This window comes from Nocardia sp. BMG111209, from assembly GCF_000381925.1.
Taxonomy (GTDB): Bacteria; Actinomycetota; Actinomycetes; order Mycobacteriales; family Mycobacteriaceae; genus Nocardia.
Genome location: NZ_KB907307.1, coordinates 192066 through 205101, shown reverse-complemented (window position 1 = coordinate 205101; position 13036 = coordinate 192066). Strand labels below are relative to the sequence as shown.

Genomic DNA, 13036 nt, shown 5'->3' with positions numbered 1-13036 from the left:
CTCCGGCTCGAGAGTCCCGAGATGAGGAAATCATGTCGATGTTTCGCGCGACGCGCTACCTGATCGCCGCCGCCGCGGTGACCCTGCCGGTGCTGGTCGCCGGCCCGGCCCTGGCCGCCCCCGGAACCCACGAAGTGGTGTACGAGGTGTGGTCCGATACGTCGGCGCAGGCCAAGACGGTCAACTTCTACGGCGAGGAGAGCGTGCCGCAGTCGCCCGCCGATGTGCCGCTGCCCTTCAAGGTCACGGTGCACACCTCGGCCGCGACCCCGATCTACGCTCTCTCCGCGGAGAATTCGGACCTGGGCGCCATCTCCTGCCGCATCACCATCGACGGCGTCGTCCGCGACGAGCAGACCGCGAACGGCATGCACGCCGGCGTCGGTTGCACCGCGGCCAGCTGAGTGACGCCGCCCCCGGCGGCGGGGCAGTCGCCGCCGGGGGCAGCGCGCCGGAAACCGTTCCCGCGCAACGACTACGGAGTCAGCACGATCCGGCCGAACACCTCGCCGTCGTCCATCTTCCGGTGGGCCGACGCGGCGGCGGCCAGGGGCAGGACCTCGTGGATCACGGTGTGCAGTTCGCCGCGCACGGCCGCCTCGAACTGCGCGATGCGCACCGCGTCGCGCTCCGCGGGCGGGACGGTGTCGGTGCTGAATGTGGCGAACGACAACGACTTCCGGAAATCCCGCAGCAGTGCCGTGCCGAAATCGGCGGGTGGCAGGCCGCCGACCGCGCCGACGACCACCATGCGGCCGTTCGGCGCCAGCCGGTCCAGGAAGGCCGGCAGATCCGGGCCACCGATCACGTCGAGCACGATGTCGTAGGAATCCGGGCCGGCACCGGCCCCGGAGCGGTCGAGCACATGGGTGGCGCCGAGGGCACGCAGGCGGTCGCCGCGCGCGGGCGACGAGGTCGTGACCGCCACCACGGCGGCCCCGGCGCGGGCCGCGAGTTCGACCGCCGCGATGCCGATACTGCCCGCCGCACCGCGCACCAACACCGATTCACCGGGCGCGAGACTAGCGCGGGCCAGGCCGAAATGGGCCACCACACCGGAACTTCCGAGGGTGACCGCGTCGGCCCCGGACAGGTCCGCGGGCAGCGGCACGACATCCGTGACGGCGGCGACGGCCTGCTCGGCGTAGCCGCCACCCAGGCCGGTGAAGGCCCACACCCGGCGGCCGAGCCAGGCCGGATCGACGCCGTCCCCGGCCCCGGACACGAGACCCGCGACCTCACTGCCGGGGACCAGTCCCGGCTCGAAACCGTAGCCGCCGAGGGTGCCGCGCCGGATGACGGCGTCCACACCGCCGACACCGATCGCCTCGATATCGATCAGAACCTGCCCGCGCGCCGCAACCGGGGCCGGGAGGTCGACGACCGCCAGGCCGTCGGGGCTTCCGAAGGCTCGGATCGTGACTGCCTTCACCGTGACTCCTCCTCGTTCACACGTTGTCGTGGCCTGCGACGCTAACCGCCGGCACACCGCGGATGGCTAATGTGAGAGTGGTGACCGAGCGTTTGCCTCAATTCCTGCGTTCCGACGCGCAGGACAATCGCGAGCGGATCCTGGACGCGGCGCGGGAGTTGCTGGTCGCCGAGGGTCTGGACGTGCCGATGCGGGAGATCGCCCGGCACGCCGGTGTCGCCCCGGCCACGCTCTACCGCCGCTTCCCGACCAGGGAGGCGCTGATCACCGCGGCGCTCACGGACCGGATGCGGTGGTGCCGCGCGATCGCCGACGAGGGTCTCGCCGAACCCGATCCGTGGCAGGGCTTCCGCGTGGTAATCGAACGTCTGTGCGAACTACATGCCCAGCAGCAGGGCTTCACCGCCGCGTTCATGTCGGCGTTCCCGCACGCGCTGGATTTCGCCGCCGAGCGCGAGTACACGCTGAAATCGCTCGCCGAACTGACCCGCCGCGCCAAACAGGCCGGACACCTGCGCCCGGACTTCGTCCTCGAGGATCTGATCCTGGTGCTGATGGCCAATCGCGGCATCCAGGCGGCCACCCCCGCCGCGCGGACCGCGGCCTCCCGCCGCTTCGCCGCCCTGATCATCCAGGCGGCCCAGACCGATCCCGGCCGCACCCCGCTGCCGCCGGTGGCGCGGCTGCTGCCCTGACGCACGGCCACTCACCCGACGAGATCCTCGTGCGCGCGCTCCGCGTCGCGCAGCGACCAGGCCGCGTGCAACCGGGCATAGCGGCCGTCGCCCGCGGCGAGTTCGGTGTGGGTACCGTCCTCCACCACCACACCGTCGTGGAAAACCAGTATCCGGTCCGCGATCTCGGCACTGTGCAGGCGGTGCGCGATGGTGATCGTGGTGCGGCCCACGGTGATACGCAGCAGCGCGCGCTGCAGTCGCACATCGGTGGCGGCGTCCACACCGCTGGTCGCCTCGTCGAGGACCAGCAGATCCGGATCGGTCAGCGCGGTGCGGGCCAGGGCCACCAGTTGCCGCTCCCCCGCCGACAACGCCTCGCCCCGGCGGCCCACCGGGGTGTCCAGCCCGGCGGGCAATCCGTCGATCCACTCGGTGAGTTCGAGCCGGTGCAGTACCTCGCGCACCGCCTGCCGGGAGGCGCCGGCCCGGCCCAGCGCGATGTTCTCCTCGATGGTCCGGTCGAACAGGAAGGCGTCCTGTGGCACGATCGCCACCCGCCGGGCGAGCGTGTCGTCGCCGATCTCCGCCGTGCTCGCGCCCCACACCGTGACCCGGCCCCGGTCCGGAATCAGTTGCCGGGTGATCAATTTCGCGAATGTGCTCTTGCCGCAACCGGTCTCGCCGACGACGGCGACATGCTGCCCGGCCGGGATCCGCAATTCGACGGGACCGAGCACGGTACGCCCCGGCACATAGGCGAATTCCACCCCGGTCAGCGCGATCGGCGCCGGACCGGCGGGCAGCGTGACCTCCGCCGCCGGACCCGATCCGACCGGGAGGTCGAGAACCGCTGCGACGCGGCGCAATCCGGCCTCCGCGTTGCGGGCGTCGGCGAGGCTGGTCACGGCGAACTGCATCGGGCGGACGAAAAAGGTGACCAGGAACAGGAATGCGACGATATCGCCCGCGCTGGCGTGCAACGGGCCGATCCCCGCGGCGGTCCCCGCGACCACCACGGCGGTGGTGATCAGGCCGCTGGCCACCTCGCCGACCGAGACGTTGAAACCGACCGCCCACAGGGTGCCGCGCTGTGCGGCGAGCACCTCCTCGATGCGGTCTCCGGTGCCGGCGCGCATCCGTTCCTCGACACCGTAGCCGCGGATGGTGTCGATCCCGGTCAGCACCTCCAGCAGGCTGGTGTACAGCCGGCCGTTGCGATGGCGGACGACGTCGTAGCGGCCCGCGACGACGCGCTGCAACCGGCGACCGGCGACCGGGACGCCGGTGCCGACGATCAGCACGAGCAGCGCCAGCGGCCAGGAGTAGACCGTCATGACGGCCAGCGCCAGCATCATCTGGCAGATGTTCTGGATCAGGGTGACACCGCCGGACTGCGTGTACCGGGTGACCATGTCCAGGTCGTTGGTGACGCGCGCGACGAGGTCGCCGCCGGGCGCGATCGGCGGATCGGCGGGGCTGCGGCGCAGGATCCGGGTGAACGCGGCCACCCGCAGATGCCACACCGTCCGCTCGACGATGCCGATGACCAGGCGGTTCATGATCGAGGAACTCAGCATCGCCGCCGATACGGCGATCGTCCCCACGACGACCGCGCCGATCGCGATGCGCGCCCGCTCATCCGAGGTCACCGAGGCCGACAGCGCGTGATCCAGCGCGTACTGGATGGTGACGGGGATGACGATGCGCCCGCCGCCGGCGATCACGACCAGCGCCAGAGCCGACACCACGGCACGACGGGAGATCGGTGCGTGGCCGGAGATCCGCCGCAGCAACGCCGGCGTCCCGTACCGCACGGGCGCGGTGCTCATCGGGCGGATTCCGCGGTGTCGTACGCCCCCACCAGATCTCGGTATTCGGGTACGGTCCGCAGCAGTTCCGCGTGCGGGCCGTGGCCGAGCACCCGACCGGCGTCCAGGTGAACGACGGTGTCGGCCAGCGTGATCGTCGCCGCGCGATGCCCGACGAGGATCACCGTGGTGCGGCGGTCCGAGCCGCCGTAGCGCCGCCGCAGCCGATCGATCACGGTGCGCTCGACCAGCGGGTCCAGCGCGGAGGTGGCGTCGTCGAGCAGCAGCAGGCGCGGGTTGCGGAAAATCGCGCGCGCCAAGGCGATTCGCTGCCGCTGACCGCCGGACAGCTGGACCGTCTCGGACAACACGGTATCCAGGCGATCCGGCAGCGCGGCCACGAATTCGTCCGCGGCCGCGAGATACAGGGCCGCGTGCACCTCCTCGTCGGTGCCCGGCGCGCCGAGGGTCACGTTGGCGCGCACGGTATCACCGAACAGGAAAGCACTCTGCGTGACCAGTGCGGTCCGCGCGCGCAGCGCGGCGGGCGCGTACCGGCGAGTGTCGGCGCCGTCGACGCGGACGGAACCCCGGTCGGCCGCCAGCAGATGCGCGATGATCGTCAACAGCGTCGTCTTACCGGATCCGGTCGGGCCGACCACGGCGACAATGGCTCCCGGCGGAACCCGCAGGGAGATATCGCGAATCACGGCCGCCTCGGCGTAACCGAATCCGACACCGGCCAATTCGACGGTGGCGCCGGGGAAATCCACCGGCGGATCACACTGCCCGTACCCGGGCGCCTCGGTCTCGGCGGCGGTCTCCCGCAGCCGCTGATATCCGGCCACCCCCGTCGGCAGCGCGCCGAGGAAGCGCGCGATCACGTTCAACGGAATCGCGGTGGTGATCAGCAGATAGATGATCTCGACCAGCACGCCGACGTCGAGCCGTCCGGTCTCGATGCGCGCGACCCCCACGGCCAGGATCACCAGCGACGCCAGCGGCGGCATCAGCTCGATCGCCGGATCGAAGATCGCGCTCGCGGCACCGGCCCGCAGATTCGCGGCGCGCAGCGTATCGGCGGCCACCCGGAACCGGGCGATCTCGGCCTCGGTGATGCCCAGCGTGGTGATCACCTGCCGGCCCTCGATCGCCTCGTGCGCGAAGGCGCTCAGTTCGGCCCGGCGTTGTTGCGCCTGTTGCGCTCTCGGGGTCAGAATCCGCTGATAGGCGAGATTCGCCGCGAACACCAGCGGTACGACCACCACCGCGATCGCGGCGAGCCAGAGGTCCGCGGCGAGCACGTCGATCATGACCAGGATCAGCATCCCGGTCATGCCCACCGCGAACGGGAAGTGCTGCATCGGATCCCAGGTCATCTCGGTGTCGGAGACCGCGTGCGACACCAGATAGCCGGCCCGCCGCCGTCGATGCCAGCCGACGCCGAGCCGGAGATATTGCGCGACAACGGCTTTGCGGGCATCGGCGACGGAACCGTATTGGATCACCCCGGTCCCGACGGTCCGCCCGACGATGGTGGCGACCCGCAACAGCGACACACCCAGGACGAAGGCCGCGCCGATACCGCCCGTGGCCCAGGCGAATCGGCCCTCGGCGAACCCGGCCACCACGACATGCTGGGTACACCAGCCGATCGCCTTGGCGCCGAGCACCATACAGGCGCCGTTGACGATGGCGCAGCCGAGGGCGATCGTGGCGGCCCACGGATGCCGCCGGCATCCCGCCGCCATGACCATCAGCCCGCTGCGCAGAGCCGGTGCGCGCCCGCCTGCCGTATCGGCCGGGAGACCACTGCCAACGCGGGCCACCGCACCTCCTCACCTGTCCGATCCGTCCCACTTTCCCGAGTTCTGTTACCCGAGGCAACGAAATCGATCGCCGTGATCGGAATTACCGTCACTCCGATCGTGAAGTTCCGGTTTACGAAATCTGCACGAATAAAACATTGTTCGCGCCACCACCGGCTCGCATCCTGATCCGAGCAACAGGAAACGGAGCCACCCATGCCGCCGACCGAAACGATCACACCCATCGCCGATCCCGCGGCCGCCGCCACGGGTCCCGCACCCACCGACGAGGAGCTGCTGGCGCGCTATCGCCCGCTGTTCGCCGAGATCGCCGCGGGCGCCGTCGCACGCGAGGCGGCCCGCACCCTGCCGATCGAGGAGATCGACCGGCTGCGCACCGCCGGATTCGGCGCGCTGCGCGTCCCCCGGCAACTCGGCGGCGCCGGCGTCTCCCTGCGCCAGCTGTACCTGCTGCTCGCCGAATTGGGCGCGGCCGATTCGAATCTGGTGCAGGCGCTGCGCGTGCACTTCCGCTTCACCGAGGACCGGCTGGCCGACCGGGACCGTGAGCGCGGCCGGAAGTGGTTGCGGCGCATCGGATCCGGTGTACTGATCGGCAACGCCAGCAGCGAGCGCGCCGGCAACGTCCGCGGCCGCACCAACACCACGCTGCGGCCCGACGGCGACCGGTTGCTGCTGAACGGGACCAAATACTACAGCACCGGCAGCCTGTACTCCGATTACATCTCGGTGGCCGTATCCGATGCCGACGGCACCCGGATCAGCGCACTGGTCCGCAACGACACCCCGGGCATCGAATTGTTCGACGACTATTCGGGTTTCGGCCAGTATGCCAGCGCCAGCGGCACGACCGTGTTCACCGATGTCGAGGTCGACCCGGACGACGTCATCACCGGGGAATTCCACATCGCGGGCCGGCAGGCCGTCCTGCAACTGACCCATCTGGCGGCGCTGGCAGGGATCGCCCGGCGCGCGGTGGACGACATCGCCGACTTCGTGCGTCGCCGGCGGCGGTCCTACGGGCATTCCACCGCGGACCTGCCACGGGACGAGGCCGTCGTGCAACAGATCGTCGGCAAGGCCGACGCCGCCGCGCACGCCGCCCTCGACGTGGTGCTCAGCGTCGCCGACCGTCTGGACCGCGTCGTCGACCGCCGCCACGCCTACCGGGACCTGCCGGCGGATCGGCGAAACGCGGAGACCGACAAGGCCGTTCGCGAGGCGGAAGTGGCCGTCGAACTCGATGTGTATCGCGCGCAGTCGATCGTGATCGAGCTGGTGCTGCGCACGACGACCGAGATCTTCGAGGTCGGTGGCGCCTCCGCGCTGGACGCCGGCCTGCGGCTGGATCGGCACTGGCGCAACGCCCGAACCCTGGCCTCGCACAATCCACTCGTCTACCGGCAGCGGCAGATCGGTGATCATCTGCTCAACGGCACGGTGCCGGACAACATCCCGTCCGTCGGCGAGGCGCCGGGCCTCGCCGCGGATCCGGCCGGGGAGCAGTGATCATGTCGCGACCCCGCTTGCTGCTCAACGCTTTCACGATGAACACCGTCACGCACGTCTCCTACGGCTCCTGGCGGCGCACCGACACCCGGCAGACGGAGTTCCACACCCTCGATCCGTGGCTCGAACTGGTCGGCATCCTCGAGCGCGGCACCTTCGACTCGATCTTCTTCGCCGATGTGGTCGGACTCTACGACGATTTCGACGGCGGCTGGGACACCCATGTGGTGGAGGGCCTGCAGATCCCGAATCATGATCCGTCCGCACTGGTTTCGGCGCTGGCGGCGGCCACCGAACATCTGGGGATCGTGATCACCAGTTCGGTGTTGCAGGATCACCCGTTCTCCTTCGCGCGCAAGATCTCCACCCTCGATCACCTCTCGGGTGGCCGGATCGGCTGGAACGTCGTCACCAGCGCGCTGCGCAATTCGGCGCGCAACTTCGACCTGCCGGACCGGGTCGCCCACGACGACCGCTACGCCTGGGCCGAGGAGTACACCGAGGTCGTCTACAAGTTGTGGGAGGGCTCCTGGGACGACGACGCGCTGGTCCAGGACCGTGAGCGCGGGATCCACGCCGACCCGCGCAAGATCCACAAGATCGACCACCGCAGCGCCCGGTACGCCGTGGAGGGCCCGCATCTGTCCGCGCCGTCGCCGCAGCGCACGCCGGTGCTGTTCCAGGCGGGCACCTCCGGGACCGGTCGCGCCTTCGCGGCCCGGCACGCCGAGGGTGTGTTCATCAATCAGGGCTCCCCGCAGGCCGCTCGCGAGGTGATCGACGCGACCCGCGACCTGGCCGCCGCGGCCGGGCGTGCCCGCGACGACATCAAATTCTTCCAGGGGCTGAGCGTGGTCGTCGGCTCCACCGAGGAGGAGGCCGCGCGCAAGGCCGCCGATCTGGACGAGTCGTTCAGTGTGAACGGACTGCTGGCCCATCGCAGCGGCGGTATCGGCATCGACTTCGGCGGCCTGCCCACCGATACCCCGATCGGCGAACTCGCCGAGCGGGTGGAGGGCACGCGCAGTTCCATCGAGGGCCTGATCCGGGCCGCGGGCGGGCGCACCGATGTCACGATCGCCGATTTCGTCCGGCACAAACAGGACGACACCCGCATCGTCGGCACCCCCGAGCTGATCGCGGACGAGTTGGAGCGCTGGCAGGATGCCGGCGTCGACGGCGTCAATCTCCAATATCTGGTCACGCCGGGCAGTTTCGCGGATTTCGCCGACCACGTGGTCCCCGAACTGCGCAAGCGCGGTCTGGCACAGCACGAGTACACGCCGGGCACGTTGCGGCACAAGCTGTCCGGGGCCGGCGACACCCTGCCCGGCTCCCATCCGGCCCGGCGCTGGCGCGGGGCGTTCGGGTAGTCCCGGGCGAGGCGGTGCGCCGCAAGGACTTCCATCGCCTCGCGGCGGACCCGGCGGTCATCCGTACCGAGCGCACCGGTATCCACATGTGAACGGCCCGGGGGCGGGCGGTGAAGTTTTCGCTCGGATCGGCGTCCGGAGCGGGCACCGCGGGAAAACGGGTTCTAGGCTGTGTCCGGCAGAATTTCCGGCGCGGACGGGAGGTACGGGTGATCGGAAACGACACCCGTCCCCGTCGTTCCGGTGGCGTGACGGTACTGGAGGCCGGCTGATGGAGTTACCCGAGCTGCTGGCCCGGATCCTGGCGTGGTTACGCGCGGGATATCCGCACGGCGTGGGGAACCACGACTATTTCCCGGTGCTGGCCGTACTCGGCAGGCGGCTGACCGACGACGAGGTGAACCAGGTCGTCGACGAACTCGTCACCGGCGGCAAACTCCCCGCGGACCGGATCGACGCCGGCGCGGCGATCGCCCGGCTGACGCTGGATCTGCCCCGCGAATCCGATCTGGCGCGCGTCCGGGACCGGTTGCTGGCCCTCGGACTGGCGATCGACGAGGGCTGGCAATCGGCCCGAACCGGACCCGCCGAGAGCGTCGGGCCTGGTCCCGCGGGGCGGGATGAGTTTGAATGGGGTGTGCGGACCCAATACCACGAGAATCTGCAGGAGCTCGCGCAGCTGCTGCACGCGATGTGTATCCGCGACCGCGATATCGTCGCGGCCGCGACCGCCGCACTGCTCGGCACCGATCTGCCGGCGGCCGAAACCGCCATCGACCTGGGCAACGAGGTCGACCTCATGCATCAGGAGGCGGAGCGGGAGGCGATGCGCCTGCTCACCCTGCAATCGCCGGTTGCCGGCGAATTGCGGCAGGTGGTCACCGCGGTACAGCTCACCGGCAACCTGAAGCGCATGGCCGCGCTCGCCACCCATATCGCCGCGATCGCCCGCCGGCGCCACCCCGAACCGGTCGTCCCGGACTCCGCGCGTCAGGTGATCGCGGGCATGGGCGCCGCGGCGGTCGCCATCGCCACCGGCGCGGCCGCGGTCCTCGCCTCCGGCGACCCGACGGCGGCCGCCGCGCTCGACGAGCAGGACGACACGATGGACGAGCTGCACGAACATCTGCTCGCCACCGTCCTCGCCCCGGAGTGGCCGCACGGCATCACCGCCGCGGTCGACCTCACGCTGCTGGGCCGCTACTACGAGCGCTTCGCCGACAACGCGGTCGAGGTCGGCCGCCGCACGATCTTCCTCACCACCGGGGAAACCGCCGAATCCTGGGCCGCGAGCGGCGACGCCGAGTCGTGAGGCTCCCGATCACCGCGTGACGCGCGGCCGGAACGAGTCGGCGTCGGCCGCGGCCCAGTCGGCCGCCCAGGTGCTCGGCGGTTCGGCCACCAGCTCGCCCGGGGACAGCCACTCGTAGAGGTCGGCGTACGAGCGCTGCTCGGTCGCCGAGACGCGCTTGCGCAGCTGATGCGGCGTGAGCTGCGCCGGATCCGAGACACCCATCGAGGCCATGATCTGCACGGCCTGTGCGACGGTGGCCTCGTGGTAGCGGTGGACGCGCTCGCTCTTGTCGGCCACGTCCAGGGCGCGGGCGCGGCGGGGATCCTGGGTGGCGACGCCGACCGGGCACAGGTTGGTGTGACACCGCTGCGCCTGGATACAGCCGATCGCCATCATCATGGCCCGCGCGGAGTTGGTGTAGTCGGCCCCCTGGATCAGCCGCTTCACGATGTCGTTGCCGACCGCGACCTTCCCGCTGGCCCCGATCCGGATCCGGTCCCGCAGCCCGGACCCGACCAGCGCGTTGTGCACCGTCATCAGGCCGTCGGTCAGCGGCAGGCCGACATGGTCCTCGTATTCCAGCGGCGCGGCCGCGGTACCGCCCTCGGCGCCGTCCACGATGACGAAATCGGGTGCGGTCCCCTCCGCGAGCATCGCCTTGCAGATCGCCAGCACCTCGATCCGCGACCCGACGCACAGTTTGAAGCCCACCGGCCTGCCGTCGGCGAGTTCCCGCAGCCGGGCGAGGAAGCGGATCAATTCGCGCGGCGTCGAGAATGCGGAATGCGCGGCCGGGCTGATGCATTTCTCGTGGGCCGGGACATCGCGGAAACGCGCGATCTCGGCGCTGACCTTCGCGGCCGGCAGCACACCGCCGAGCCCGGGTTTCGCACCCTGGCTGAGTTTCAGCGAGATCAGCTTGATCTGCTCGTGGGCCGCCTGATCGACGAATTTCTCGGGATCGAAATGCCCATCGCGGGTACGGGTTCCGAAGTATCCGGAGCCGATCTCCCAGATCAGATCCCCGCCGCCGTCGAGGTGGTACGGAGTGAGGCCGCCCTCGCCGGTGTCGTGCGCGAAATTCCCCAGTGCCGCACCATGATTCAGCGCACGCAGCGCGTTGCCGGACAGCGCGCCGAAACTCATCGACGAAACGTTGAGCAGCGACATCGAATACGGCCGGGTGCAGTCCGGCCCGCCGATCGGCACCCGCGGCGGCTGCGCCGGTTCGGGCACCGGCACGGTGGAATGGATCAGATGTTCGTACCCGATCTCCTCGATATCGCGTTCGGTGCCGAAGGACAGTTCACCGTGAATCCCCTTGGCCCGCTCGTAGATCATGGTCCGGACATCGCGGTCGAACGGGCGGCCGTCGAAATTGCGCTCGATGAAGTACTGCTGCAATTCCGGCCGCAGGCTCTCCAGCAGATAGCGCAGATGTCCGAGGACCGGATAATTCCGCAGTACCGCGTGCCGCCGCTGCACCAGATCGTAGCCACCGACGCCGACCAGAAATATCAGCAGCGCGACCAGCACCCACCAGGCCCAGGAGCCGATCGAGGCCACCACCCCCACCGCGACCGCGGCCACCACGAGAAATCCTACGAAGAAGAACCGGAACATGAGCCCGTTCTACCCCTCGACCGGCCGGGGCATGCCCGCCGGGGCCGGGCGCCGGTCACCCCGCCGGGCCGGGCCCGCGGGTTGCCCGGCCCGAGCCCGGGTAACACCGCTGAAAAGCGGGAGGCGACATGCAGATTCGGCATCGACCGCCGTACGCGATCGGGATGGGCACGGGGGCGGTGTGCGTCTCCGCCACGGCCGTCTTCCTGGCGCTGGCCGGCACCACCGCACCGACCGCCTCGGTGTATCGCTGTGCGCTGGCCGTTCCGGTCGTCGCGATCGCGGCGCTGTTCGAGCGGCGCCGCCACACGAGCCGGCAGCGACCGGCGGATATCGCCCGGTCCGTGCTGGCGGGCATCCTCTTCGCGGTCGACGTGCTGTACTGGACGGCCGCGATACCGGAGGTGGGCGCCGGCCTCTCGACGGTCCTCGTGAACGCGCAGATCGTCCTCGTGCCGGTGCTGGCGCGGATTTTCGGCGGTGAGCGGATCCCCGACCGGTTCCTCCTGATGCTGCCGCTGGTCCTGGCCGGGGTCGCGCTCACCGGCGGCGTCCTCGAATCCGGCGGTACCGGCGACGCGCCCGTACGCGGCACGGTGCACGCGCTGCTCGCGGCGCTCGGATATTCGGGATTCCTCTATCTGCTGCGCCGGGGCGGGTCGGCGGGCCGGCCGATCGGCACCTACCTGGTGGTGCTCACGACGGCGGCGATCACCTCCGCGATCGTGGGCCTGCTGCAACACGATCTGGTCCTCGCACCCGGCCGGTCCGCGATGTTCTGGCTGGTCCTGGTGACGGTCTGCGGCCAGTTGTCGGGCTGGTTCCTCGTGGCCCTGTGCAGTCCGCACCTGCCCGCCGACGCGGGAGCCGCGTTGTTGCTGCTCACGCCCGTCGGAGCGCTGATCCTGGGTGCGGTGATCCTCGGTCAGCGGCCGGGCGCCTGGCAGATCGGCGGGAGCGTCCTGATGCTCGCCGCGGCCTATGCGGGAACTCGGCGCGGCGCCGCCGAGCCGGGCCTCACGCCCGATTCACCGCGGCCCGATGCGCGCGAATCTCGTCCTGATGATCGGACGCCCAGGCGATCAGCGCGTTGACGATGTCGAGCAGGCTGCGGCCCAGTGGGGTGAGGTCGTACTCGACGCGGGGCGGCACCTCCGCATAGGCGGTTCTGGTCGCCAGCCCGTCCTGGCACAGCTGCTGCAGGGTGCGGGTGAGCATGCGCTGTGAGATACCGGGTATGTCGCGCTGCAGCTCGGTGTACCGCAGCGGACCGGAATCCAGTACGGCGATCACCAGCGTGCTCCACTTGTCCCCCACCCGGTCGAGGATCTGGCGCATGTACTCCAGTTGATCGACGGGGATGCCGGCACACGGCCCGTGGTCGGGCGGCGAGCCCGATCCGGCTGTGACGTGCATGGCGCACATTCCTCTCCGGCACGGACATCGGTGTGCCTTTTGTACGTCCCTCCATACTGGCCCAGAATGGCGCTA

Annotated in this window: 11 protein-coding genes; 6 read left to right on the top strand and 5 right to left on the bottom strand. The window is 70.2% G+C overall.

From position 1 onward, the window contains the following. Positions 1 to 32: 32 nt before the first annotated feature. Positions 33 to 404, top strand: coding sequence for an MmpS family transport accessory protein (locus tag G361_RS41720; RefSeq protein ID WP_019925156.1), 372 nt, complete (start codon positions 33 to 35; stop codon positions 402 to 404). Positions 405 to 475: 71 nt separating this feature from the next. On the opposite strand, the gene G361_RS0100910 is transcribed toward G361_RS41720, so the two are convergent. Then, entirely contained in the window at positions 476 to 1432 is a 957-nt protein-coding gene (locus G361_RS0100910; protein WP_019925155.1) for a zinc-binding dehydrogenase, read from the bottom strand. Between the two features lie 80 nt (positions 1433 to 1512). Here G361_RS0100910 and G361_RS0100905 point away from each other — a divergent pair, with 80 nt between their 5' ends. After that, positions 1513 to 2127 carry a TetR/AcrR family transcriptional regulator gene (locus tag G361_RS0100905; RefSeq protein WP_026342569.1) on the top strand — a complete coding sequence of 205 codons (615 nt, stop codon included), beginning with the start codon at positions 1513 to 1515 and terminating at the stop codon, positions 2125 to 2127. Between the two features lie 11 nt (positions 2128 to 2138). Here the strand turns inward: G361_RS0100905 and G361_RS0100900 are convergent, their stop codons facing one another. Next, positions 2139 to 3938: an ABC transporter ATP-binding protein gene (locus G361_RS0100900; protein ID WP_019925153.1), complete on the bottom strand. Its 1800-nt coding sequence runs from the start codon at positions 3936 to 3938 to the stop codon at positions 2139 to 2141. Next, complete coding sequence (locus tag G361_RS0100895) at positions 3935 to 5746, bottom strand: ABC transporter ATP-binding protein (protein ID WP_155981229.1); 1812 nt, start codon at positions 5744 to 5746, stop codon at positions 3935 to 3937. Before G361_RS0100895 ends, G361_RS0100900 begins: the two co-directional genes overlap by 4 nt. 195 nt (positions 5747 to 5941) lie before the next feature. Between G361_RS0100895 and G361_RS0100890 the strand changes: the two genes are divergently transcribed. From G361_RS0100890 to phoU, 3 genes are all read left to right on the top strand, one after another. Beyond that, the gene (locus G361_RS0100890; protein ID WP_019925151.1) at positions 5942 to 7255 is read left to right on the top strand and encodes an acyl-CoA dehydrogenase family protein; all 1314 of its coding nucleotides are present in this window, start codon (positions 5942 to 5944) and stop codon (positions 7253 to 7255) included. Positions 7256 to 7257: 2 nt separating this feature from the next. After that, the gene (locus G361_RS0100885; protein WP_026342567.1) at positions 7258 to 8628 is read left to right on the top strand and encodes an NtaA/DmoA family FMN-dependent monooxygenase; all 1371 of its coding nucleotides are present in this window, start codon (positions 7258 to 7260) and stop codon (positions 8626 to 8628) included. 271 nt (positions 8629 to 8899) lie between these two features. Then, positions 8900 to 9940, top strand: coding sequence for a phosphate signaling complex protein PhoU (gene phoU / locus G361_RS47960; protein ID WP_019925149.1), 1041 nt, complete (start codon positions 8900 to 8902; stop codon positions 9938 to 9940). A gap of 9 nt (positions 9941 to 9949) precedes the next feature. Here the strand turns inward: phoU and G361_RS0100875 are convergent, their stop codons facing one another. Further along, positions 9950 to 11545: an FMN-binding glutamate synthase family protein gene (locus tag G361_RS0100875; RefSeq protein WP_019925148.1), complete on the bottom strand. Its 1596-nt coding sequence runs from the start codon at positions 11543 to 11545 to the stop codon at positions 9950 to 9952. A 128-nt stretch (positions 11546 to 11673) separates the two neighbouring features. On the opposite strand from G361_RS0100875, the gene G361_RS0100870 reads away from it, so the two are divergent. Then, entirely contained in the window at positions 11674 to 12639 is a 966-nt protein-coding gene (locus tag G361_RS0100870; RefSeq protein ID WP_155981228.1) for a DMT family transporter, read from the top strand. Here the strand turns inward: G361_RS0100870 and G361_RS0100865 are convergent. Continuing rightward, complete coding sequence (locus G361_RS0100865; protein ID WP_019925146.1) at positions 12563 to 12961, bottom strand: helix-turn-helix domain-containing protein; 399 nt, start codon at positions 12959 to 12961, stop codon at positions 12563 to 12565. The two genes, G361_RS0100870 and G361_RS0100865, sit on opposite strands and share 77 nt — an antisense overlap. Positions 12962 to 13036 lie beyond the last annotated feature (75 nt).